Genomic DNA, 23,677 nt, shown 5'->3' on the forward strand with positions numbered 1-23,677 from the left:
GTATTTTAATTATATTTAAAATAAGTTGTTGATATTCTTGCTTTGTACATGATTTTATATTTATAATTGTATATTATGATGATAATAAGTAAAGGACCAAAAATTAAATGTAAAAGATGCCAAAAACAATACGATATTGATCCTGTGGATTTTGATGATGCAGATATCTCTTCGGATGAAAGGAGTATGGGGTATGAGCTGCAGTATACTTGGCAATATATGTCAAATTGCGTAAGATGTAAAAATGAGTTAACTATTATTGTGGAAGGATATGAGTATCCCGTCGGAGCTTTTAACTACGAAGAATTTACATATGAAGGATGTATAGTGATTGAAAATCCTGAATTAGAAATTAAACATATTGAAGAGTATGAGGATGATGATATTTATTAAAAAATATTGGCCTTTGGCTCTTGTTATAATAGTATATCTAATTTTATTACTATTGTATTTTATTAAATTCCATGCAAGTTTATCATCTAGTAATGAAAAATGGGGAACCTTTGGAGATTTTTTAGGGGGCTCATTAAGCCCGTTAATAGGTATTATATCAATCGTATTAACATATAATATTATTAATAATCAGAATAAAGAAAATAGACAATCAGAGTTTAAATATATTTTTCAAATACTTTTTGATTCCGTTGATATTAAAAGAGATGTTATTCGTAGGAAATTTAATAATAAAGATCTTAAAGGAATTGATGCAATAAATAGAATCAATAAAGATATAGAATCCACTTATAATTTTGAAAAGAAGAATAATGTTACAACTGATAATTTAATATCATTTCAAACTTCATTTTGGTCAGTTTATGATGATATAAATGAAAGTTCATCTCCTTTTATGAAAGTTCTTCATAATTGTTTAAAAATGATAGATAAACAATGTTTAGATGAAAGAAAAGAAGAATATGCATCTTTGTTACGTGCACAATTACATTCCGATGAATTAATTTTTATTTTTTATAATGCTATTGCGAGTGATGACTTTAAAGCTTTCAAAAAAAGAATAGAAAAATACTCAATATTAAAAGATGTTGCTGGATATGATTTTCCTATGGAATTAAGAGGTTTGTATAGTAATAATGCTTTTGAGGAAGATAAAAAAGAAATAAAAAAAATTATACATACAAACAAAATATTTAGCTTTGAATTAAATTTTACTTTTAGTAAAAAATAATTTATTTAGTTTAATAAAAGTACCTGCAACCATCGAGTGGGAATAATTTTTTGACTTGAATTTTAAATATAAATCCTGCCTTTGGACGGGATTTTTTTGTTTAATATTTTCTACATTTGTTCTATGAAGATAGCATTTCTTGGTCCGCAGGCGAGTTTTACGCAGTTGGCGGCTTCACAGATATTTCCGGAGGAAGAATTGATACCCCAATCCAGTATTTTGGATTGTTTTAATGCCGTAATGAATAATGAGGTGGAAAAAGCCGTTGTACCCCTGGAAAATTCGATAGAAGGAACAGTTTCTATGACGTTGGATTATCTCTATAATTTTGATGTTTTTATAGAAACGGAACTGGTGATGCCTATTGCCCATCATTTGATGGTACATCCTGAAAATTCGGTGGTGGAGAAGATTATTTCTCATCCGCAGGCGTTGGCACAAACCTATCATTTTAGGCACGAAAATTACCCGAAAATTCCATCGCAGGACTTTAATTCTACTGCTGCTGCGGCAAAATTAGTATCTGAAAATCCAAATGAAAAGTGGGCAGCTGTAGCCAACCGTTCCGCAGCTAAATTATATGGCTTAAAGATCATTCATGAAAATATTCAGGATTTTGAACAGAATCATACAAAGTTTGTGGTGATCTCTAAAAATAAAGAAATCTTAGATCTTCCCTTACAGAAAACTTCAGAAAAAACGTCTCTTATTATTACCCTTCCTGAAGATCATGCAGGAGGTCTTCACCAAGTACTTTCTGTATTTGCTTGGCGAAAAATGAACCTTTCAAAAATAGAAAGCCGTACCTTGAAAACCGGATTAGGAAACTATTTTTTCTTAATCAACGTAGCAAGCGAATGGCATCCTGTATTATCTCAAAATGCAATTGATGAATTGATTGCTCTTAAAGCCAATGTGAAGTTTTTAGGACATTATAATGAATATTTGTTTATGGAATAATTATTGTGTTTTATACAAGTAAACAATTACAGTTTTGAGTGTATTTTTATGATAGCCATTTTAAATAGTAAAAATAAAGCACTTCAAAGTGCAATTCTGACCATTGCATTTTATATTGTTTACTACTTATTGAGCTTATTAGGAGAATATTTTGATAAAACGGGACCTTGTAATCCCGGTCTCGGAATTTTACTTTTAATGTTTTTACCTATTGTAACACTTGCTTTATTGATTGTTAATCTGATTAATATTATTCTTATCAAGAAAAATATTTGAAATACAGTATAGTAATTCATGGTTTAGTACTTTTATTTTTTATTATGTTTTTACATTTATTTTTCAAATGCTAAGATATAAATCACATTTTTTGTTTCCATTTTTTGAATACCTTAGAACAATCTATTTTTCACAAAGATTATGTTTGATAAACAGCAACGAAAACTCAAAAGATCAGCCAGACTATTTTCTGTATTAAGCAAATACGGATTCAAAGATGTATTGGCAAGAATGCAGGGTGGAAAAAAAGTGGATGAAACTTCAGAAGAGGTTATTTCCAAAGGAACCGTGTATGAGAGAATTCGATTGGTATTAGAAGAACTGGGACCAACTTTTGTAAAATTGGGACAAACATTCAGCAACAGAGAAGATTTGCTTCCCAAAGAACTGATTCAGGAATTACAGAAATTGCAGGATAAAGTGGATAAGGTGGAAATGGATGTTGAAGAGATTCTTGAAAATGAATTTGATATTTCTGTGAACGAACATTTTACCGATATTCAGAAAGATCCATTAGCAACCGCTTCCATTGCTCAGGTATATCAAGGAGTTTTATTGGATGGGACCGAGGTCATTTTAAAAATTAAAAAACCGGATGTCCAGAAGATTATTGAAGACGATCTGTTATTGATAAAAGATCTTGAAAAATTGATTTCCTCTTACTCAGAAATAGGAGAAAAACTTAATCTGAAACAGGCAATTTCCACATTTGAAAAATCTTTATTGGAGGAAGTTTCGCTCATTAACGAAAAAGAAAATATCCTACAGTTCAGAAGGAACTTTAAAAACAATAAAGAAACCTATGTTCCAAAAATCTATGAAGAATTTTGTAATAACAATGTTCTCTGCATGGAATTTATTGACGGAATAAAAGTTACCGATACAGATGTTCTTTTAGCCCATGATATTGATCCTGCCTATATTTCAGAAGTTGGTTTAAGGCTTTTTGTTTCTCAGATCATGGATTATGGTTTTTTCCACGCAGATCCTCATGCGGGAAATATCTTAGTAAAAAAAGACGGAAAGGTCGTTTTCATCGACTTTGGGGCAGTAGGGAAAATTCCACCTAATGATAAAGAGGTTTTAGAAAATCTGATCGTAAGTTTTGTGGCTAAAAACCCGCATAAAATTGTTAGATATCTAAAAAAAATGGCGATTAGCTATAAGATTCCCGATGAAAGAAGATTTGAAGGCGATGTAGAAGATATCCTGAATTTTGTTCACAGTTCCTCTTTAAAGGAAATCAATGCACAGGTAATTATCAACAAAATGAAAGATGTTTTGACGGATAACCGATTGTATATGCCGGATTATTTCTATCTTTTGTTTAAAGGAATTACTTTGATAGAAGGGGTGGGAAGAAGCATTAATCCTGATCTTGATGTTGTAAAAAGTCTTCATCCTTTCACTAAAAAAATATTTACAAGAAAAATCAATCCGAAAAATCTTTTGAAAACCGGAATGGACAGGATCATGAATTTCACGGATAATGTGGATGAAATTCCTAAAGAACTGCGTTCTGTTTTGCAGAAATTGGATGAAAATAAATTCACGGTGTCCAGCGAGATAAAAAATCTGGATAAAACGAACCAATTAATCAAATCCAGCATTGTTAATTTGATTTTAACGATGGTTTTGGGAGCCAATATTATTGCAACAGCGATTGTATTTGTTTCAGAAGCAGGACCCAGAATAGGAGAGATGTCATTGGTTGCTGTATTAGGATTTATCTTTTCAGTATTCTTAGTTATCGTTATTCTGTTGAGAATTACAAGAAAGTGATTATAATCTGCGTCATCTGAAAAATCTGCGGGATAAGAAAAAACAACACAATTCACGTCAAAATCATACAAAATTAATTGTCTATCTTTGCAAAATGGAAAAACTCACTTTTGCAGATTTTGACCTTCCGGTTAAAATTCTTGATGTTTTAGCAGATTTAGAATTATTTGAACCTACTCCTATTCAGGAAAAAAGCTTGAAACCAATCCTTTCTGGAAGAGATGTAATGGGAATTGCTCAAACCGGAACAGGAAAAACATTGGCTTATCTTTTACCCGTTTTAAAAACATGGAAATACAACAAAACCGGAAATCCAACGGTGTTGGTATTGGTTCCAACAAGAGAATTGGTGGTTCAGGTAACAGAAATCCTTGAAAAATTAACGGAAAACATCACTGCAAGAGTTATAGGGATCTACGGAGGTAAAAATATCAATACACAAAAGTTGTTATTTAATGACGGTTGCGATATTTTGGTGGGAACTCCGGGAAGAGTAATGGATTTGTCTATTGACAACGCAATTTCATTAAAAGAAGTTCAGAAACTGATCATTGATGAATTTGATGAAATGCTGAATTTAGGATTCAGACCTCAGTTGACGCATATTTTTGAGATGATGAAAGAGAAAAGACAGAATATTCTGTTCTCTGCTACCATGACTGAAGCTGTTGACGAAATGTTAGACGAGTATTTTGCAAGTCCTGTTGAAATTTCACTCGCAAAATCAGGAACTCCTCTTGAAAAAATTGAGCAGACTGCCTATAAAGTTGAAAACTTCAATACGAAGATCAATTTGCTTGAAAATTTATTGAAAAACAAAGAGGATATGTCTAAAGTTTTGATTTTCAATAATAATAAGAAGCATGCAGATTTATTATTTACTAAAATTGATGAGCTTTTCCCTGAACAGTTTGATGTAATTCACTCCAATAAATCTCAGAACTACAGATTGAAAGCAATGAAACGTTTTGAGAATGAAGAAATACGAGGATTGATTACCACAGATGTAATGGCAAGAGGTTTGGATATTTCAGATATTACGCACGTTATCAACTTTGAAACTCCGGATATTCCAGAACAATATATTCACAGAATTGGTAGAACAGGTAGAGCAGATAAAGATGGTAAAGCAATCACTTTCGTAACGAAAAAAGAAGAAGCTTCGATTCTTGATATTGAGCTATTGATGGATAAAGATTTAAAATTCATCGATTTCCCTGAAGAGGTGAAAATAAATCCTAAAAAGATCGCTTCTGAAGAAGAAAACATTGCCATGAAAAATCCGGCTCCTATAAAATTGAATGACGGTGGAGGAGCTTTCCACGAAAAGAAAGCAAAAAATACCAAAGAAAACTGGGGTGGGCCTTCAAAGAGAAAAGCACCTAAGAAATTTGGAGCGAATAGAGCACAGCAAAAATCAATCTCTAAATCTAAGAGAAAGAAATAAAAATAAAAAACTCCCTCAATTTGAGGGAGTTTTTTATTCGAATCTTATTTTATTATTACTTAAAATTTCTTTGAATCTATCTGTTTTACCTTCATCTTTCATTTTTTTATAAATATAGCTGATTATGGTTTCAGCATCGGTTCGGTAAGGTGATTTTTGATCAGTATAAATATTATATGCTTTTGACATATAATCTAAAGATTTTTCATTGTCTTTTAAATACTCATAATAAATCTGACCGATTCCATAGTACACTTCTGCATCACCGGGATGTACTTTATCAAGAACTAAGTAAGAATCAATTGCTTTTTGATATTCCTTTTTGTAAACATATGTCATCGCAATATTTTGTAATGGCATTTTCCCTTTAGGATCTATTTCTAGTGACTTTTTATAAGCATTCAAAGCATTATCATATTCCTCAATTCTTCGGTAGCAAACTCCCATATTATCCCATGCATAAGTAAATTTAGGATCTTTTTCTAATGCTAATTTGTAGTTTTTAATAGCTTCTTTCCAATCTTGTTTTTCTGATGCTTCAATTGCTTTATTATAAAAACCAAGAGCTTCATCATTTTTAGTCATTGCATCATGTTTGCTTTCTGCTACATTTACTAAGGTTCTAAGCTTTGGACAATTCTCCATTAAATGGCTTTCAATTTCATAGTAAGCCTTTTTGTAATCATCAGATTCAGGATTTGAATTAATAGTTATATTGACTTTCTTATCTTTTATTTTACCACTTTCAATATCGGCATTTGTTTTTGCAAGATTTTTACTCATAGAATAAACCAATACATTTTTATCAATGCATGAACTAATTTCCTTATTTATAGCATCTTTTACTTTATCGTAAGTATTGATTGAGTCAATGCATTTGCAAGCTTTTTCAGAAATTTCTTTTAGAATTTCAGACTCTGTTGGAAGTTTATCTTTTCCTTTCTGCCCAAAAAATAAAGTGCAAATGAAAATTGGAATTAAAATGGTTATTTGTTTTTTCATCAAGGTTAAAGTTATTTCATATAAGGATTCATCACAGAAGTCCAAAGTTTATACCCTTCAGGCGTCATGTGAAGCATATCCTCTACAAAAAGTTCTTTTCGGATCTGTCCGTTTGCATCATTCATAACGCCGGTAATATCTATAAATTCTGAATTCTTTTGTTTCTTCATGAATTTGGCAATCTTTGTATTTGCTTCTTTCATTTGAGGCCAAAGCTTCTCTCTGCTTGGCGAATACTTTATCGAGATATAATCTATTTCTATTTTCGGGAATTTCTGACGGACTTTCTGATAGAACGTTTTGAATCTTTCAACAACAACATCTGCTTTTAGCTTGTCATCATCTGCAAAATCGTTTTCACCACAATAAATGATGATCTGCTTAGGTTCATAATTTAAAAGATCATTAGCATAATAATTAAGATCAGTAAGTCTTGAACCTCCGAAACCTCTGTTGATAATTGTTTTAGTAGGAAAATAATTGGCTACATCAGTCCATTTTGTGAAAGAGGAGCTTCCTATCAGCAGAATTGCATCTTTTGGAGGAGTATTTTCCTGATCAAGTTTTTTGAAATTTTGAATGTCTTGCCAGTACATCGGCTTTTTTTCCTGAGAAAAGAAAAGGGCAAAGGTCAGCAATAAGAATGCTGATAACATCTTCTTCATTGTTTCTAAATTTTTTGTACGATAAAGGTATAAAAAAACTCCCGAAAAAATCGGGAGTTATGTGTTATTATCTTTTAAATGAAGTGTAAACAAGATCGTTCACTCCATCTCCGTTATAATCAATATCGCTTGATAAATCTAAAATTTTAAGCTCAGAGCTTGATAAGATTTCTACTCTATAAGGCTGGTCACTATCATTATTATACTTTATAGTAAGAAGTTTAGTTTCCGTATCATAAGTATACTTACCTTCACTTTTCCCGGCGATTTTACAATCTGCACCTGTACCGTTATAATATGTATATGAAGTAGAATAATCAATACTGAAATAAGTAACGTCTTTTGTGCTGCATCCGGTTACCGGTGTTGTTAAAAGAACTGTTTTACCATCTTTTCCTGATACAATTTCCGTTTTACTTGTCTTCCAATCCCCTTTTAGAATATCTAATTCGTATGCTTGCATATTATCATCTTCTTTACAAGAAGTAAGCGCTAAGGCTGAAAAGGCAAATAAAAGTAGCTGTTTTTTCATTATCACAAATTTAAGAATGTGCTAAAATATAAATAAATTTGTAATATCAGTAATGAAATAAAGGTTTTTTAAATGAATGTTTGCAAAAAAAATAAATTTACCTGTTTAAGGTTCAAAGTTTAGAGTTCCCTGTCTGATATTTTAAATTTTAAATAGGAAACTCTAACCCTTAAACAGTATTAATAGCTCATTTCTACAATTTTGTAAGCATCTTGTGGAGTAAGCTTTTTATATTCTCCTAAACCTAGCCAGTTTCGGTCTGTAAAGGCTTTTTCTACCTTTTCTGCAGTTCCTTTGTAATCTTCCGTATATTCAGAAAGTTTAGTCTGGATTTGTAAGCTATGGAAAAATTCTTCCATTTTTTTGATTCCCAGTTCTGCTTTTTCTTCTACAGAACCTTCTTTGATACCCCAAACTCTTTCTGCATACTGAGCCAGTTTCCCTTTTTTAGTTTCAAAATTATAACGATAGTGCGATGGAGCGATGATCGCTAAAGTTCTTGCATGATCAATTCCGAAATAAGCGGTTAATTCATGTCCCATTGCATGTACCGCCCAATCCGTAATCACTCCTTTCTGGATTAATCCGTTAAGAGCCATTGTACAGCACCACATAAAGTTTCCGGCTGCCTCATAGTCAAATTCATCTGCCAATACTTTTGGAGCCGTTTCCTGTAAACTGATTAAAATACTTTCGGCAATTCTTTCCTGTAGATCTGCAGAAGAAGGAGCGGTCATATATTGCTCCAGTACGTGTGTATAAGCGTCTGTCAATCCATTTACAATCTGTTTTTTAGGAATAGATCTTACCACTTCAGGATCTAACACAGAAAACTGAGGGAAAAGTCCCGGACCACCGGAAGATAATTTTTCTTTCGTTTTCCTTCTTGAAATCACGTATCCTGAATTCATTTCAGAACCTGTAGCTGGTAATGTTAAAATACTTCCGAAAGGCATTCCTTCTCCTTCAAAAGTTCTTACGGGCTTTTTCAGTATTTCCCAAGGTTCTCCTTCATAATTGGCCGCTGCAGAAAGAAATTTTGTTCCGTCGATTACAGAACCACCTCCAACAGCTAATAGGAAAGTGATATTTTTTTCTTTAATAAGCTCTAAAGCATTGACTAAAACTTCATATTCAGGATTGGCAGGAACGCCGCCGAATTCGTATACATCGTGATCTTTTAAAGCTTCTTTTACCTGATCATAAACACCATTGTTTTTGATGCTGCCTCCTCCGTAAATCATTAAGATTTTAGCATCTTTAGGAATTTCATTGGAAATTTTAGCAATTTCACCTTTTCCGAAAAGTATTTTTGTTGGGTTTTTAAACTCGAAATTAAGCATTGTTCTTATATTTTTTGTTACCCAAATGTACGCAATGCTTTTTCAAAAATGAGTTAAGATTATTTTAAAATTCCAATCATTATTTTAATTTATACCTATTGAAATTTGGCTTTTATTTCTTCCAAAGTGTAAGTTGCTGGTATCACTTCTTTTCCGGTTCTGTCAACAAAACCATAATGATTTGTTCTTGATTTTACTAAAGCCAAGTCTTTTTTTACAGCATCAAACTTTTCAATTTTGGAATAGATTGCAGGCAGTATTTCTTTTCCGGATTTATCAATTAGTCCATATCCATCAGAGATGGTTTTAACTAATGCAAAATTGCTGTCTAGGACTCCGAATTTGTCTATTTTGGAATAAATAGGCTGAACTACTAGTTTCTTTTGTTTATCAATAAATCCAAATGTTCCTGAAGAGGTTTTTACCATTGCCCAGCCTTTGTTGTATTCATCATATTTATAGATTTTCTGATATTGGGCAAAACTCAATTGTCCGAACAGTATGGATGAGAGTATAATTAAATTTTTCATTGACGCTAAAATTAATGTTTTTTTAGGAGCTACCTATTCTGCAGCTTTTATACCTTTTAATTGAGAATAATTATTGTGAGTTTTTGTTCTTTATTTCCTGATTGATCTGATTTATAATCATCAAAGTGGGCATCAAAGTCATAAAACTGCCAATAGCAGTAGGAATAAGAACAGATTTTTTTGCAGAAACAGCAAAATAAAACAGCAAACAAAAAGCAATAAGTAGAAACAGAGCTATAATAATTGTAATGCTCTGTAGTTTTTTTCTAAGAGCATAGAGTTGCTCAAGCGTTAATTCCTTAAATTTTTGATTTTTCATGGTTTTTTGGTGTTATATAGTTCCGTTATTGGCAATCATCAGTTTTTAAATAAATTCCTTTACTTTTCGAATCTATCTTGCCTGTTTTTCTGTTTACTTTCACTAAAAATGATTCTTTTGTAAGAGGACAGTCTTTAGATTTTGAAAGATATAAGGTGATGTAATGATCTTCAATTTTGTAAGCGCCTCCGGATAAATTGGCAGAATCAAAGGTAAAACCATAGGTTTGTGCAATTAAAATCGCTTCCGGAAGATTATCAACAGAGCCGATAAAATCTCTCAGTTGTTGTTCGCTTGAAAAATATTTAGATCTGCTGTTTTCACAGGCAATAAGATAGGAAAAACAGTTTTCACCCAGACATTTCTGAAAAAAACCTTTTTCGGGAGCAGGATCGTTAATTGTCATAAATTCCGGTGCCTGACTTTCGTAGATAACAGCTTTGTCAGGATCCTGATTATTGCGGAATACAGACCAATACTCATATTTTCTGTCGGGAAGAATGAAAGGATAGAGCAGTTCTGTATTATCCAGAATTTCAGGTATTTTTTTGAAATCGGAAGGAACTGTATTTTGAGAGAGCAATACACCCGGTATCAGAAAAGAAAAGATTGAAATAATTCTCATAACTATTTTCTAAGATAAAATAATGCCAATTCAATTACTGGAATATAATTTTATAATATCCATTTTCATCCGTTACATCTATTTTGATCCCTGTAAAAGTTAGTTTATTGATCTGATAACCATCACAACCTCCTTTAAATTCTGATGACTGGATGGAAAAATCAAAATTTTTAATAGGAGAACTAAATTTATAGTTTTTCGTACCGTTATAAGCGCCAACATTTTCTAAAATGATTTTATCATCATTAGTTTTGGTCAGCTGCACTCCGCTTTGGTTTTCTTCCACAATCGAATAGGAGCTCAAACTTCCATTGGTGATCAGGTTTTCATCATTAGCATTAACGAATTCAAAAACGATCGGTTGGGGAGCATTATAACAATCTTCACCACAAGCGGTGAAAAGTAAAGCGATTACAAGAAATGTAAATATCTTTTTCATGGAATATGGATTGGTGTGAAGTGTAAAATTAATTATTAATGTCTTGTAATCAAAATTAGAATGAGCCTGAATGATGGTGACGGGCTCTGAATATTTTTAAAACCTGGGCAAGCTGGTAATCCGTAATGTCAAAATCATCAATATTGATTTCAATTTTTTCATTGTTATGGAAAAAGTATAAATAATTACTTTCAGGTTGGTAATCATGTCTGGATTCTCGGGTAACAAGACGTTTTACAGTAATTTTTTCAAGCTGTATATCATTCCATGAGTAGATAGGATTGTTCTTGATCTGTATTCCTTTTTCATTGATAGAAATGATAATTTGAGATATTTTTTTTATTTCTGTAATGATTTTAAAAATAAAATAACCTGTAAATGCACTCAGTATAATTAATGCAACTATAGCTGTTGCATTGAGTCTGAAGTTAAGGAAAAAAAGAAAAAATGATCCCAAAATCATAAAAATACTGTAAGTGGCAGCGGCAATAATTCTGCCTGAACGTGAATATTTGATAACAACTTCTTCAGGAAGTGTATTTTCATGGTACTCAATTTTTTCGTTCTTATGAATAGAATATTCTCTATGAATAAAAACCCCATTAATAAAAGTACCAATAAAGAAAATAAGGGAAAGAGGAATAAAATACTGCAATAAATAAACACCTATTAAAAAAGCCAAAATTCCTAAGATCGCGTAAAAAATAATTCCAAATTTCATTTTGTTATATTGTATTAAGATATTTTCATATACTCAGTCACTGAGGTTTCTAAAAGCTCTATTTTATCAGGGTATTTTTTATTTTCTGTAGTACTTATTTTTGGTTGAGTTTTTTGTGGCTTTCCTCTTGACCATTACAGGAAATAATACTTATAAGAAAAGAGAATACTATAAACTTGGCTTTCATGGCTGATTTTAGTTTTATATAAATATTTTGTAAAGATAAATTTTTAGAGATTATCAATTAACTATAATATATCCTGCAAAAATATTCATAAAATTTATATAATTTTAAACTAATCGTCATTTGAATTCAAATCAAAATCTCCTACATTTGTTATATGATACACGACCAACGCGCAGAAAAATTCAGGCAGATCGTGGAAAATAAATTCCAGATCTACAATTCATTATTTATGAGCCTGCCTTATGATAAAATGACGAATATCGGGATGTTGCTTCCGTTTCTTTGTGAAGAAAGTAAGATCGGCTATGAAGCCGGAAAAACACCTGAAGACATCGTTGAAGAATTCTTTAAAAATCATACCGATTTACAGACTGAAGAACAGAAATTAGAACTGCTTTTTAAAATTATACAATATATTGAAAGACAAGTTGTTCTATTCGATAGTATTGAAGATGCCGCCTTTCCGAACCTTCATTCCGAAAGTGATAACGGAACGGTTACCAATATGTACGAACGTTCATTACAGGATCATAAACTCGAAAAAATCCGTGAAAAGCTGAAAGATTTTGCAGTGAAAATTGTCTTTACGGCTCACCCGACACAGTTTTATCCGAATTCAGTGCAGAGAATTCTTCACGATCTTAGAAATGCCATTACAACAGATTCTATCACCAATATCGATATGTTGTTACAGCAGTTGGGGAAAACTCCGTTTGTGAATAAAGAAAAACCAACTCCGATCGATGAAGCGTTGAGTATTATTTATTATCTGAGATACGTGTACTACGATACGATTGGAGAGCTTTTTACTAAAATAAAATCAACTTTCGGAAGCGAGCATTTTCATTTGCATGAAGATGTGATCCAGCTAGGTTTCTGGCCGGGAGGTGACCGTGACGGAAATCCTTTTGTTACTGCAGAAGTAACGAAAAGAGTAGCCGAAGAACTTCATTCTGCCATTTTAAAAGCTTATTATAATAATCTGAAAACGGTTCGAAGAAGACTAAGTTTCAGAGGAGTTGCTGATGTGTTGACAAAACTGAGCAATGAGCTGTATTCTGCTATTTTCAGAAATGAAAAAATCACAGCGGATGATATTATTAAAAGATTGGAAGAAGCTGAAAAGATTTTAGTGGAAGAACACAATTCTTTATTCTTAGATCTGTTGGTAAACTTCAAAGACCGCGTAAGGATTTTCGGAACTCACTTTGCAACACTGGATGTTCGCCAAGACAGCAGAATTCATCAAAAAGTTATAGATGAAGTATTTGCTAAAGTCTATGGAGATAGTGAAGCAAGTAATGAAGAAAAGTTTAATCGATTAATTCAGATTTCAGAGAAAGTAAATCCAGATGATTTTGAAGATATTATTAAAGATACTTTACTGACGGTTTCTCAGGTTTCTGAAATTCAGCAACTGAATGGATTGAGAGGAATGAACCGTTATATTATTTCTAATTCCGATGCAGTAAAAGATGTAATGAATGTGTATGCATTTTTCAAAATTTGTGGGTATCAGGATGAAGACATTAATATGGATATTGTTCCGCTTTTCGAAACAATGGAAGGTCTTGCGAATGCTGAAAATGTAATGCATGAGCTTTATCAGAATCCGGTTTATAAAAAGCATTTAGAGAAAAGAGAAAACCAACAGACAATTATGCTTGGTTTCTCAGACGGAACAAAAGACGGAGGCTATCTGAAAGCAAACTGGGAAATCTATAAAGCGAAAGAAGTATTAACGAAGCTTTCCGAAGAAAACGGAATTAAAGTGGTGTTCTTCGATGGTAGAGGGGGTCCACCGGCAAGAGGTGGCGGAAAAACTCACGATTTCTACGCTTCGCAAGGAAAAACAATCGCGAATAATAAAATTGAATTAACGATTCAGGGACAAACGATTACCAGTATTTTCGGAAATAAGGAGCAGGCAAAATACAATTTTGAGCAGCTTCTGACAGCCGGAGTGGAGAATGATGTTTTTAAAAACGCTAAAAAAGATTTAACGGAAAAAGAAAGAGCATTAATCATTGAATTGGCAGAAATTAGTTATCAGAAATACTCTGACTTAAAAGCGCATCCAATGTTTGTGCCGTATCTTCAGGAAATGAGTACGCTTGAATATTATGGAAAAGCCAATATCGGAAGCCGGCCGTCAAAAAGAGGAGGTGGAAGTGAGCTTAAATTTGAAGATTTAAGAGCGATTCCGTTTGTAGGTTCATGGGCACAGCTGAAGCAGAATGTTCCCGGATTTTTCGGTTTCGGTTTTGCGATGCAGCAGTTGAAAGAGCAGGGAAGATTTGACGAGGTAATAGAGTTGTACAAAGGTTCGGATTTCTTTAAAACTTTAGTGCTGAACTCAATGATGAGCATGAATAAGACCTATTTCCCGTTGACTTATTATATTAAAAATAATCCCAAATTCGGTGCATTCTGGAATGTTTTATTTGATGAGTATACGCTTTCCAAAAATATTATGTTGGAACTGACAGGCTTTAAAATGCTACAGGAAGAGGATCCGCTTTCAAGAAAATCTGTGAAGATCCGTGAGAGAATTGTTTTGCCATTATTGAGTATTCAGCAGTATGCTTTAATGAAAATTCAGAAAGGAGAAGGAAATGTAGGGGCTTATGGAAAGCTGGTAACACGTTCGTTGTTTGGAAATATTAATGCGAGTAGAAATTCAGCATAATAATTGTCCCGATTGTCATTCTGAACGAAGTGAAGAATCTCAAAAGAATATTGAATTATAAATTATAACAACTTCAATAAATAAAAACCTCTCAAATCGAGAGGTTTTTCAATTTATTCCTTTATAAACTTTTCATAATAGACTTTATCTCTTGTCTGAATTTTCAGATAATAAACCCCTTTTGCAAAGCTCTCAACTTTCACAGATTTCTGATTGTTGACTTTAGTAATCAATCTTCCTAAATTATCATAAACCTCTATAGAAATAACCTCACTTTCCGAAGCAATATTCAGAATGTTTCTTACAGGATTTGGAAAAACAGCAACAGAATTTTTCTTAACGAGTTCTGAAGTATTTAACACGGAATTATAAAAACTTCCGAAATTAAGAATTCCATACCCCATTTGATCGGTATAACTTGGAGCAAGAGAAGCGGTTTGACGTAATTTATTTCTCATCAGATCTCTGTTCATTGTAGAAAAAGCCTGAATAAGACAGGCAACTCCACCTGCAGCAATTGGTGTTGCAATAGAAGTCCCGGAAACAGTAATGAGAGATCCGTTTTCTACTGTTGTCGAATTTGTTCCTCTTGCCGAAGCATCAGGTTTGATGACTCCTGCTGAGTTTGGGCCAAAAGATGAAAATGTAGAGGATAAATTAGCAGAATCTACCGCGCCTATTGAGAAAACTTTAGCATTATCTGCAGGGGTTGTAATATAATGCCAAGGTTGTTCCCCTGAATTACCAGCTGCAATAAGTACAAATATTCCTTTATTAACGGCAATTTCGGCACCCCTTGCAATGAATGAAGTGGTTCCGTTCATATTGGAGTAAGAATAACTGTATTTAGGATCGTCAAAAACAGAATATCCTAAAGAGGAGGTAATAAGATCAACCCCTTTTCTGTCTGCTTCTTCTGCGGCTTCAATCCAGTAGATTTCTTCTTCAGGAATTTCTACCGTAGTATCTTCACTTCTGTAAAGGTAAAAATCAGCATCAGGCGCTGAACCCACAAAACTGTCCTGAAGGTAACCCCCTATCGCTCCCAGTACCACAGAGCCATGAATATTCAGTGAAGTATTGTAAATGTCGGTGCTTTTTGTGACAAAATCATAACTGGCTTTTATTTGACTGTTTGCCCATAATCTTGAAAAGGCGGCACCCGTATTTACCGAAGGAAATCCGGTGTCAATTACGGCAATAGAGACTCCTGTTCCTGTATATCCTGCAAGATGCAGTGGTTTAAGGTTGATTTGATCAATTTGTTCTAAACCTGAACCATAATTGAAGAGTGTGGATATATTATTGATTTTCTCAAAACCGTTCCACTTATTTTGATTTTGAATCTTCAAGGTTAACGCCGAATTTTGAGCAAAACTTTGTACAGAAACTACAAACGGAAGTGTTTTTATGAGGTTAACCTGTGCCTGATTGACAGTGACGGCAACTCCATTAAGCCATTTTGAATAATCAGTCACTGGAATCCCCAAATTCTGTATACTTTGGATGTACGACTGTTCTATAGGAGCGTCTTGGTCGGTGAGTGCAATACCAAGATTGGTTCTTCTGTTTAAAGACTTTTGGGTGAGTTCCGATAGAGGATTTGCGTAAAAGGCAGCTTTATTCGGTTTATCATTAAAATAAACAAAAACAAGTTCCGTCTGAGCAGAAAAAGAAGAGCAAATTGCTAAAAAACAAAAAGATAGAAATTTATTCATGCATTTATTTTGTATAAAGATAAAACAAAATCAATAAAATTTTTGAAAGGATATTAAATTCCTTATTTTTACAGAAATAAATTATTACAAAATCGCGATATAACAAATTTATATTTGCGTAGACTAAGAATTTGAGCGATGGTGTATGATTAAAAATAAAATTTATATATGAAAAAAATTCAGATGGTTGACTTACAAAGTCAGTATTACAAAATAAAGAATGACGTAGATAATGCAGTTTTAAATGTAATGGATTCAGCGGCTTTTATCAACGGTCCTGAAGTAAAGTCTTTCCAGAATGAATTGGAGTCTTATTTAGAGGTAAAGCACGTGATTCCTTGTGCAAACGGAACAGACGCTTTACAGATTGCTTTGATGGCATTAGATTTACAGGAAGGTGATGAGATCATCACTGCTGATTTTACTTTTGCTGCAACAGTAGAGGTAATTCATTTGCTTAAACTTAAATCGGTATTGGTAGATGTGGATTATGATACCTTTACAATTTCAACAGAAGCGATCAAGAAAGCAATTACTCCAAGAACAAAAGCAATTATTCCGGTTCATATCTTCGGACAATGTGCCAATATGGAAGAGATCCTGAAAATTGCTGAAGAAAATAACCTATACGTTATTGAAGACAACGCACAGGCAATTGGTGCTGATTATACTTTTGCGGATGGAACTGTAAAAAAATCGGGAACGATGTCAACAGTTGGAACCACTTCATTTTTCCCGTCTAAAAACTTAGGTTGCTATGGAGATGGAGGAGCTATTTTTACCAATAATGATGAATTAGCACACCGTTTAAGAGGAATTGTTAATCACGGAATGTATGAAAGATACTATCATGATGAGGTGGGAGTAAATTCACGTTTAGACAGTATTCAGGCGGCTGTATTAAGAAAAAAACTTCCTCACTTGGATTCTTATAACGAAGCGAGAAGAAAATCAGCTGATTTTTACGACGAAGCTTTTGCTGGTCATGAACATATTTTAACTCCGAAAAGAGCAGAAGATTCTTCCCATGTTTTCCACCAGTATACATTGAGAATTTTGAATGGCAAACGTAATGAATTACAAAAATTCTTAACAGAAAAAGAAATTCCTGCAATGATCTATTATCCTGTTGCTTTGAGAAAACAAAAAGCTTATTATCAGGAAAGCAACGATGCAGATTTTGTAAATACAGATAAGCTTCTGGGTCAGGTTATTTCTTTGCCAATGCATACGGAATTGGACGACGAGCAATTGAAGTATATTACTGATGCTGTGTTGGAGTTTATGGGGTAGGTTGATGGAAAATGAATTTTTTCTGCGGGGAAGAAAATACAAATTCTTTTTATGGTTTCATCTTATAATGAGTGGTTTGTATTTGATTTTCCTTTTAATAATAGTTTGGTTTTATTATAGGTTTACTGAATTGGCAGATAAATCTACTTGTGAGCCAATATTACTTGAAAGGCAGGCTGAAATTTATAGGAGTGATTATAATTTAGCTTTCTTTTATTTAGCGGTAAATACTATTTTGGCTCTAATAATAAAAAAGAGATTTAAGCATACTAAAGAAATTTTGAATTTTTATTCGATCATTATTTTAGGATTTTGTTTTGTAAGTTTAATTAAAGGGGCAATCTCAGATATTCAAAGCGATACATTTAATTTTTTTAGATTGATTGGATGTATATTTTTTATCATAATGGTTTTCTATTTTTATTATTTGAATATAGATAAATTTAGAAGTAAGAAAAGACAACCTGATAATATTGATTTTATAGGAACACATAATGAGTAAAAATAATTATTAAAAAATGGCAATACTCGTAACAGGAGGTCTTGGATATATTGGTTCACACACGGTTGTAGAACTTTTGAATAACGATTTTGATGTTGTTATTGTAGATGATTTATCAAATTCTGAAAAATTTATTTTAAAAAATATTGAAGAAATTACGGGTAAAAAGCCTGTTTTCTATCCTTTCGATTTAAAAAGAAAAGAGCTTTTGAATCAGGTTTTTGATGCACATCAAATTGATGGATGTATCAATTTTGCGGCTTATAAAGCAGTGGGAGAGAGTCAGGAAAAACCGGTTGATTATTATGAGAATAACTTATTTTCTTTAATTAATATTCTTCAGGAATTTAAAGCAAGAAATATTTCAAACTTTATTTTCAGTTCATCTTGTACTGTTTACGGACAAGCTGATGTAATGCCAATCGATGAAAATACTCCATTGAAAATGCCTGAAAGTGTGTATGGGAAAACCAAGCAAATGGGAGAAGAGATTTTGATTGATTTTGCTAAAGCTTATCAGCGAAAAATTTCTTTATTGAGATACTTCAACCCGATTGGAGCTCATCCGTCAGCAAAAATCGGAGAACTCCCAATTGGGGTTCCTAATAATCTTGTTCCCTATGTAATGCAGACCGCAGCAGGAATAAGAGAAAAGCTAAGTGTTTGGGGGGATGATTATCCAACTACAGACGGAACGGCTGTTCGGGATTATATTTATGTAGTTGATCTGGCTAAAGCGCACGTTGCTGCCTTAAAAAGATTAATCGAGATCCAGTCAGAGGAAGCTGTAATTGACATCTACAATTTAGGGACTGGAAAAGGATCATCCGTATTGGAAGTAGTAAAAGCTTTTGAAACAGCTAATAATGTTGATGTGCCATATCAGATTTGCGCAAGAAGAGACGGGGATATTACAATTGCTTATGCTAATGTAGACAAGGCAGAAAAAGAACTCAACTGGAAGTCGGAAACAAGTTTGGAAGATGCGTTGAAAACTACCTGGGAATGGCAGAAATATTTAAATTCGCGAAATTAATTTTTTGAATTTAAAATCTTAAAGTGAAAAAATATAAAAATTAAATAATACTTTAGCCAAATATTGGTTTATATATTAAAAGAGCCTTTATCAGCAAAATTTTAAATACACATTATGAAAACAGAAAGAATAGGCATTACATTCTCCTCGTTTGATTTGCTTCATGCCGGTCATATAAAAATGTTGGAGGAAGCAAAAACGGTATGTGATTACCTGATTGTAGGATTACAGATTGATCCTTCGCATGACAGACCCAATAAAAATAAGCCAACCCAAACTATTGTAGAAAGATATATCCAGCTAAAAGCAGTAAATGCGGTAGATGAGATCATTCCTTATTATACAGAAGAAGATTTGGAAGATATTTTGAAATCATTCGTTATAGATGTCAGAATTATTGGTGACGATTATATGGATAGAGATTTTACCGGAAAAAAATATTGTGAAGAGAAAGGAATTCAGATTTTTTATAATAAAAGAGACCACAGATTTTCATCGAGTGATCTGAGAAAAAGAATTTTCGAAGCAGAACAATTGAAATTGGCAAAATAGCTAATAGTTTATAAAAAATCCCGAAAGTAATTTCGGGATTTTTTTATTATATAAAATAAGGATTACATTGGTCCTCCTTGCTGATCGTCTCCTGTTGCATTGGAGTTGATGTCTTTCTTTCTTTTAGCTTGCTCAATTTTCTCACCTTGCTTAAATCTGTAAGTTAAAGAAATAGAGAATTGTCTTGGTTGCCATTGCATATAGTTTCTACGGGTATAATCACTACTATAGCTGTATATCTCTCTACTTCTTGTATTGAAGATATCTTGAATATTGAAAGAAATGGTTCCGTCTCCTTTCCATATTGTTTTTGATGCTCCTAAATTTAAAGCATACATATCTTTAGTATCCTGGTTTGCCGATTTTTGCGCTCCTCTATAGAATCCTTGTAACTGGAAGCTGAATGTTTTATCTATTTTAAATGTAGTATTTAATCTAGCTCTTGTAGAAACGCCACTCCCTGTGAAATCCATACTGCCAATGCCAGGATTACCACTTTTATCAATCATGTCATAATAAGCAATACCTGAAGTTTTGTACCCAAATACATCCAGACTACCCATTAGTTTTAACCATGCAAAAGGATCATATGTGAAGTTTAAATCTAAACCATAACGATCGTCATTTCCTAGGTTAATTGGTTTTGTGAAGAAATCGGCAGTTCTTTCGTCTTTTCTATATACTAACATTTTATTGTCATCAGTTGAATGACGATAATAAAGAGTAGGATTGACCGTGAATTTTCTTTTAGAAATATTATAACCAAGTTCAAAAGAATCTACGTATGACGGATTAAGATTAATATTTCCTTCAAAAACATTTTGTCTGTTTGAATAATTAGAATAAGGTACCATGAAGAAAGAACGAGGTCTGTCTATTCTACGTGAGTAGTTTAGTAATATTTGATTATCTTTGGTTACATCATAGCTTAAGTAAACACTAGGGAATAAATTATTGTAGTTCTTAGTAGTGTTGATAGCTGGATCGCCTCCTTTATTTTGATAATCTATTTTAATGTTAGATTGCTCGTCTCTTAGGCCTAATTGATACCCGAAATTACCAATTTTACTTTTGAATTGTAAATAAAATGCATTAAACATTTCTTTATAAACAGTAGAATTGTTATAATATCCAATAACTGGGTCTTGTACAGTACTTGTTACAACGCTTGTATAGTCATTATTATTATTATCGATACGGTAGCCAGCTTCCAATTTCGAGTTTTCTCCTATTGGTAATTCATAATCTATCTTTCCGATTAGTGTTTTATTAGTGGAGTTTCTATCCGATACATCATCACGGACAAAATTAGAATCTAAATATTCTGCAATATTAGAATTGTTGTTACTTTTATTGCTTTGTAAACTTAAAGATAATGAAATATTTTGTCCTTTGTCATCAAATTTATGATCTAGACCAAAGTCACCCTGAAATGCTAAATTATTATTGATTCCATTAGAATTTCTTTGCATTAATGATCTTAGTGGTTGCCATGCATTAGCAGTTGGTGAATACCTGAAAAAATCATCAATAGAATTTAATTTTTCATTAGAATCACCATCAAAAGTTCTCACCATACCAGAAAGGTTCACTGACGTTTTATCTGAGATATCATATACAAAACCTGCTGTGGCATTGTAATTTTTACTATAGCTTTTGTTTTTGGAATCCTGAGACTGATATGTTGGTATATCCTGAGGTTGTGTAAATGTTGGTGAAGTAGGATCTATATTATTTGGTAAAATAATATTATGATACGTTGTTTCAGTTTCATTCTTATTTTGATTTTCAGTATAACCGCCTCCACCATTTAGGAACCAAGTCATTTTATTTTTTCTCCAGCTTAGATTGGCATTAAGGCTGGTTCTTGGAAAATAGCCAAGAGTACCAACAACACTACCATTAAAGCCTACTTTTTTACTTTTTTTAAGAATGATATTAAGAATACCAGAAGTTCCGCTTGCTTCAAATTTTGAAGAGGGATTGGTGATAACCTCAATTTTTTCTATCTGATCAGCAGGAATACTTTGTAAAGCATTAGCTCCATCATCAATTCCAAGAAGCGATGATGGTTTCCCGTTGATTAAAAACTTTACATTCGAACTTCCTCTCATAGAAACTGTACCATCAGTATCTACTGAAACAGAAGGTACATTAGAAAGAACATCTTGAAGGCTTCCTCCTTTGCTGATGATGTCTTGAGACGGATCATATGTTTTTTTGTCAAGCTCTACTTTATAAGGTTTTGTAGACTGAGCAGTAATAACAACTGCCTGAATGTCTCCAGTTTTTATATTGGTTGCGCTTTTTTCCGGCTCGATAGATAAAGCTCCTATATTTCCGGCTGCTGCAATCTGCTTATTGATAACACTTTTTTTGTAATCAATGGCTTCTACAGTAATATCATAATTACCAGGAGTAATATCAAGTTTATATTGACCTTTTTCGTCTGTAAGAGCAGCATCGCTGAGAAGTTTGCTTGTTTTGTTACTGTAAGTAACTGAAGCATAAGGGACAGGCTGGTTGTTTTTATTAACAACAGTTCCTGAAATACCTACTTTTTCCTGTCCAAAAGCAAATGCAGCGGCAGAAAGTACAAAAGTAAGCCCTAAGGTTTTTTTAGTGAAAATGTTAATGATTTCCGTCTGATTCATAACGTTTTTTTTATAGTAAAATCGTGAAAGATTTGTCTTAATATTGTGAAATTATTAATTGCTTAAAATATCAAAATACTAAGGTTGTTTATTATTTGTAATGTATATGTCGCGTTTTTTAGCTAAATGTTAATTGTTGATTTGTTAAAATAAAGTTAAAATTATTTTTTATTTGATATTGTTTGAATTTAGCCAGTCCTGATAAGCTTTTGCGTTAATAGCATGTTCTTCTGCACTCGCTGTGAACTTATGATATCCGGGTCTTGAGGGATCGGCACACATAAAAATATAATTGTTGTTTTCAGCATTCAGAACTGCATCAACAGAATTTTTATTTACCACGCAGATCGGTCCCGGAGGAATGCCTTTGTTGGCGTAAGTATTATATGGGGAAGGAGTTGACAAATATTTGTAAAAAACCCTTTTAATAGATTCTTTAAAGTTGGTTTGCTTATTAATAGCATAGATCACGGTAGGATCAGACTGAAGTTTCATCCCTTTTCTGTAACGGTTAAGATACAATCCTGCAATCGTTTTCATTTCGTCGTTTTTACCACCAGATTCTTTATAAACAATAGAAGCCAAAGCGTATATTTGATCCCTTGTTAAACCTGATTGTTGTTCTTTTGCTTTTCTCTCACTGTTCCAAAACTCATTATATTGGTCATCAAACTTTTTGAAAAACTCTTGGGGAGTTACGGTCCAAAAAAAATTGTAGGTATCAATGAAAAAGTATTTTTTAAGATCTTCAGCATTATTATAGCCCTTTTCTACTGCAACAGTATTCAGTTCATTTACAAACTGTAACGAATCCAGTTCTGTTTTTTTAGATACTTTACCTATCATTTGGTAAACATCTCCAAAATCACCGATTCTAAAACTGTTTTCTGCCTGATTTCCGGCTTTTATCATATTGATAAGTTTGGAGTTTCCCATTCCTTTTTGAAAATGGTAACGACCGGGTTTAAAATATTTCTCAAGATCTTTTTCTTTTGCTACGGCTTCGAAAGCTTCTTTGTTATCAACATATTTTGCTGCAGAATCTAAGATCTGTTTAAAATTAGCCTTGTGAGGAACCAAAACATATCCGTCTTTTTCGATATTGTTTCCGTAATATTTTTTATAAAATCTAAATCCAAAAAATCCGCCTACTACAACTACAAGCAGGATGATGAGAAGAATTGCTTTTTTCATTTAAATGGTAATTAAAGTTTTTTTGTTT

23 protein-coding genes are annotated in these 23,677 nt (G+C 32.7%); 11 read left to right on the forward strand and 12 right to left on the reverse strand.

Features of this window, described 5'->3' with window-relative positions:
* Positions 1-75: 75 nt before the first annotated feature.
* The 6 genes from JI747_RS01355 to JI747_RS01380 all read left to right on the forward strand — a co-directional run bounded on the left by JI747_RS01355 (position 76) and on the right by JI747_RS01380 (position 5,648).
* The gene (locus tag JI747_RS01355) at positions 76-393 is read left to right on the forward strand and encodes a hypothetical protein (protein ID WP_225685725.1); all 318 of its coding nucleotides are present in this window, start codon (positions 76-78) and stop codon (positions 391-393) included.
* Entirely contained in the window at positions 377-1,183 is an 807-nt protein-coding gene (locus JI747_RS01360) for a putative phage abortive infection protein (RefSeq protein WP_225685726.1), read from the forward strand. Before JI747_RS01355 ends, JI747_RS01360 begins: the two co-directional genes overlap by 17 nt.
* 123 nt (positions 1,184-1,306) lie before the next feature.
* The gene (gene pheA / locus JI747_RS01365; protein ID WP_225685728.1) at positions 1,307-2,143 is read left to right on the forward strand and encodes a prephenate dehydratase; all 837 of its coding nucleotides are present in this window, start codon (positions 1,307-1,309) and stop codon (positions 2,141-2,143) included.
* Positions 2,144-2,191: 48 nt separating this feature from the next.
* Entirely contained in the window at positions 2,192-2,419 is a 228-nt protein-coding gene (locus JI747_RS01370) for a hypothetical protein (protein WP_225685730.1), read from the forward strand.
* A gap of 141 nt (positions 2,420-2,560) precedes the next feature.
* Entirely contained in the window at positions 2,561-4,201 is a 1,641-nt protein-coding gene (locus tag JI747_RS01375) for an ABC1 kinase family protein (RefSeq protein ID WP_225685732.1), read from the forward strand.
* 94 nt (positions 4,202-4,295) lie between these two features.
* A complete protein-coding gene (locus JI747_RS01380; protein ID WP_225685734.1) occupies positions 4,296-5,648 on the forward strand; it encodes a DEAD/DEAH box helicase in 1,353 nt (450 codons plus the stop codon).
* A gap of 33 nt (positions 5,649-5,681) precedes the next feature.
* On the opposite strand, the gene JI747_RS01385 is transcribed toward JI747_RS01380, so the two are convergent.
* The 9 genes from JI747_RS01385 to JI747_RS01425 form a co-directional block, all read right to left on the reverse strand.
* Positions 5,682-6,650, reverse strand: coding sequence for a tetratricopeptide repeat protein (locus JI747_RS01385; RefSeq protein WP_225685735.1), 969 nt, complete (start codon positions 6,648-6,650; stop codon positions 5,682-5,684).
* Between the two features lie 11 nt (positions 6,651-6,661).
* Entirely contained in the window at positions 6,662-7,315 is a 654-nt protein-coding gene (locus tag JI747_RS01390) for a GDSL-type esterase/lipase family protein (RefSeq protein ID WP_225685736.1), read from the reverse strand.
* Between the two features lie 67 nt (positions 7,316-7,382).
* On the reverse strand, positions 7,383-7,847 hold the full coding sequence (locus tag JI747_RS01395) for a lipocalin-like domain-containing protein (protein WP_225685737.1): 465 nt from the start codon (positions 7,845-7,847) through the stop codon (positions 7,383-7,385).
* A 179-nt stretch (positions 7,848-8,026) separates the two neighbouring features.
* Entirely contained in the window at positions 8,027-9,190 is a 1,164-nt protein-coding gene (locus tag JI747_RS01400) for an iron-containing alcohol dehydrogenase (RefSeq protein ID WP_225685738.1), read from the reverse strand.
* Between the two features lie 95 nt (positions 9,191-9,285).
* Positions 9,286-9,720 (reverse strand): WG repeat-containing protein, encoded by a 435-nt coding sequence (locus tag JI747_RS01405; RefSeq protein WP_225685739.1) that lies wholly within the window; start codon positions 9,718-9,720, stop codon positions 9,286-9,288.
* A 70-nt stretch (positions 9,721-9,790) separates the two neighbouring features.
* On the reverse strand, positions 9,791-10,039 hold the full coding sequence (locus JI747_RS01410; RefSeq protein ID WP_225685740.1) for a hypothetical protein: 249 nt from the start codon (positions 10,037-10,039) through the stop codon (positions 9,791-9,793).
* Positions 10,040-10,064: 25 nt separating this feature from the next.
* On the reverse strand, positions 10,065-10,664 hold the full coding sequence (locus tag JI747_RS01415) for a hypothetical protein (RefSeq protein ID WP_225685741.1): 600 nt from the start codon (positions 10,662-10,664) through the stop codon (positions 10,065-10,067).
* A 34-nt stretch (positions 10,665-10,698) separates the two neighbouring features.
* A complete protein-coding gene (locus JI747_RS01420; protein ID WP_225685742.1) occupies positions 10,699-11,103 on the reverse strand; it encodes a hypothetical protein in 405 nt (134 codons plus the stop codon).
* A 55-nt stretch (positions 11,104-11,158) separates the two neighbouring features.
* Positions 11,159-11,824, reverse strand: a complete 666-nt coding sequence (locus JI747_RS01425; RefSeq protein ID WP_225685743.1) for a hypothetical protein — start codon at positions 11,822-11,824, stop codon at positions 11,159-11,161.
* 341 nt (positions 11,825-12,165) lie between these two features.
* Here JI747_RS01425 and JI747_RS01430 point away from each other — a divergent pair, with 341 nt between their 5' ends.
* Positions 12,166-14,700, forward strand: coding sequence for a phosphoenolpyruvate carboxylase (locus JI747_RS01430; protein WP_225685745.1), 2,535 nt, complete (start codon positions 12,166-12,168; stop codon positions 14,698-14,700).
* Positions 14,701-14,813: 113 nt separating this feature from the next.
* On the opposite strand, the gene JI747_RS01435 is transcribed toward JI747_RS01430, so the two are convergent.
* On the reverse strand, positions 14,814-16,418 hold the full coding sequence (locus tag JI747_RS01435) for a S8 family peptidase (protein WP_225685747.1): 1,605 nt from the start codon (positions 16,416-16,418) through the stop codon (positions 14,814-14,816).
* A 168-nt stretch (positions 16,419-16,586) separates the two neighbouring features.
* Here JI747_RS01435 and JI747_RS01440 point away from each other — a divergent pair, with 168 nt between their 5' ends.
* The 4 genes from JI747_RS01440 (at position 16,587) to JI747_RS01455 (ending at position 19,801) form a co-directional block, all read left to right on the forward strand.
* Entirely contained in the window at positions 16,587-17,711 is a 1,125-nt protein-coding gene (locus tag JI747_RS01440; protein WP_225685749.1) for a DegT/DnrJ/EryC1/StrS family aminotransferase, read from the forward strand.
* 4 nt (positions 17,712-17,715) lie between these two features.
* Positions 17,716-18,213, forward strand: a complete 498-nt coding sequence (locus JI747_RS01445) for a hypothetical protein (RefSeq protein WP_225685751.1) — start codon at positions 17,716-17,718, stop codon at positions 18,211-18,213.
* Between the two features lie 16 nt (positions 18,214-18,229).
* Positions 18,230-19,249: a UDP-glucose 4-epimerase GalE gene (gene galE, locus JI747_RS01450; RefSeq protein WP_225685753.1), complete on the forward strand. Its 1,020-nt coding sequence runs from the start codon at positions 18,230-18,232 to the stop codon at positions 19,247-19,249.
* Between the two features lie 114 nt (positions 19,250-19,363).
* Positions 19,364-19,801 (forward strand): adenylyltransferase/cytidyltransferase family protein, encoded by a 438-nt coding sequence (locus JI747_RS01455; RefSeq protein WP_225685755.1) that lies wholly within the window; start codon positions 19,364-19,366, stop codon positions 19,799-19,801.
* A 62-nt stretch (positions 19,802-19,863) separates the two neighbouring features.
* On the opposite strand, the gene JI747_RS01460 is transcribed toward JI747_RS01455, so the two are convergent.
* Complete coding sequence (locus tag JI747_RS01460) at positions 19,864-22,455, reverse strand: TonB-dependent receptor domain-containing protein (RefSeq protein ID WP_225685757.1); 2,592 nt, start codon at positions 22,453-22,455, stop codon at positions 19,864-19,866.
* A 168-nt stretch (positions 22,456-22,623) separates the two neighbouring features.
* Positions 22,624-23,649 carry an endolytic transglycosylase MltG gene (gene mltG, locus JI747_RS01465; RefSeq protein ID WP_225685759.1) on the reverse strand — a complete coding sequence of 342 codons (1,026 nt, stop codon included), beginning with the start codon at positions 23,647-23,649 and terminating at the stop codon, positions 22,624-22,626.
* Positions 23,650-23,677 lie beyond the last annotated feature (28 nt).

The sequence above is a fragment of the Chryseobacterium tagetis genome, assembly GCF_016735585.2.
In the GTDB taxonomy this organism is placed as follows: Bacteria; Bacteroidota; Bacteroidia; order Flavobacteriales; family Weeksellaceae; genus Chryseobacterium; species Chryseobacterium tagetis.

Excerpts from the sequence above, each read along its gene's own strand:
- JI747_RS01380 (WP_225685734.1), top strand. The coding sequence starts at position 4,296 with ATGGAAAAACTCACTTTTGCAGATTTTGACCTTCCGGTTAAAATTCTT.
- JI747_RS01425 (WP_225685743.1), bottom strand. The coding sequence starts at position 11,824 with ATGAAATTTGGAATTATTTTTTACGCGATCTTAGGAATTTTGGCTTTT.
- JI747_RS01395 (WP_225685737.1), bottom strand. The coding sequence starts at position 7,847 with ATGAAAAAACAGCTACTTTTATTTGCCTTTTCAGCCTTAGCGCTTACT.
- JI747_RS01385 (WP_225685735.1), bottom strand. The coding sequence starts at position 6,650 with ATGAAAAAACAAATAACCATTTTAATTCCAATTTTCATTTGCACTTTA.
- JI747_RS01390 (WP_225685736.1), bottom strand. The coding sequence starts at position 7,315 with ATGAAGAAGATGTTATCAGCATTCTTATTGCTGACCTTTGCCCTTTTC.
- JI747_RS01400 (WP_225685738.1), bottom strand. The coding sequence starts at position 9,190 with ATGCTTAATTTCGAGTTTAAAAACCCAACAAAAATACTTTTCGGAAAA.
- mltG (WP_225685759.1), bottom strand. The coding sequence starts at position 23,649 with ATGAAAAAAGCAATTCTTCTCATCATCCTGCTTGTAGTTGTAGTAGGC.
- JI747_RS01415 (WP_225685741.1), bottom strand. The coding sequence starts at position 10,664 with ATGAGAATTATTTCAATCTTTTCTTTTCTGATACCGGGTGTATTGCTC.
- JI747_RS01440 (WP_225685749.1), top strand. The coding sequence starts at position 16,587 with ATGAAAAAAATTCAGATGGTTGACTTACAAAGTCAGTATTACAAAATA.
- JI747_RS01455 (WP_225685755.1), top strand. The coding sequence starts at position 19,364 with ATGAAAACAGAAAGAATAGGCATTACATTCTCCTCGTTTGATTTGCTT.
- JI747_RS01360 (WP_225685726.1), top strand. The coding sequence starts at position 377 with ATGATGATATTTATTAAAAAATATTGGCCTTTGGCTCTTGTTATAATA.
- galE (WP_225685753.1), top strand. The coding sequence starts at position 18,230 with ATGGCAATACTCGTAACAGGAGGTCTTGGATATATTGGTTCACACACG.
- JI747_RS01445 (WP_225685751.1), top strand. The coding sequence starts at position 17,716 with ATGGAAAATGAATTTTTTCTGCGGGGAAGAAAATACAAATTCTTTTTA.
- JI747_RS01405 (WP_225685739.1), bottom strand. The coding sequence starts at position 9,720 with ATGAAAAATTTAATTATACTCTCATCCATACTGTTCGGACAATTGAGT.
- JI747_RS01370 (WP_225685730.1), top strand. The coding sequence starts at position 2,192 with ATGATAGCCATTTTAAATAGTAAAAATAAAGCACTTCAAAGTGCAATT.
- JI747_RS01430 (WP_225685745.1), top strand. The coding sequence starts at position 12,166 with ATGATACACGACCAACGCGCAGAAAAATTCAGGCAGATCGTGGAAAAT.
- pheA (WP_225685728.1), top strand. The coding sequence starts at position 1,307 with ATGAAGATAGCATTTCTTGGTCCGCAGGCGAGTTTTACGCAGTTGGCG.
- JI747_RS01410 (WP_225685740.1), bottom strand. The coding sequence starts at position 10,039 with ATGAAAAATCAAAAATTTAAGGAATTAACGCTTGAGCAACTCTATGCT.
- JI747_RS01435 (WP_225685747.1), bottom strand. The coding sequence starts at position 16,418 with ATGAATAAATTTCTATCTTTTTGTTTTTTAGCAATTTGCTCTTCTTTT.
- JI747_RS01375 (WP_225685732.1), top strand. The coding sequence starts at position 2,561 with ATGTTTGATAAACAGCAACGAAAACTCAAAAGATCAGCCAGACTATTT.
- JI747_RS01355 (WP_225685725.1), top strand. The coding sequence starts at position 76 with ATGATGATAATAAGTAAAGGACCAAAAATTAAATGTAAAAGATGCCAA.
- JI747_RS01420 (WP_225685742.1), bottom strand. The coding sequence starts at position 11,103 with ATGAAAAAGATATTTACATTTCTTGTAATCGCTTTACTTTTCACCGCT.
- JI747_RS01460 (WP_225685757.1), bottom strand. The coding sequence starts at position 22,455 with ATGAATCAGACGGAAATCATTAACATTTTCACTAAAAAAACCTTAGGG.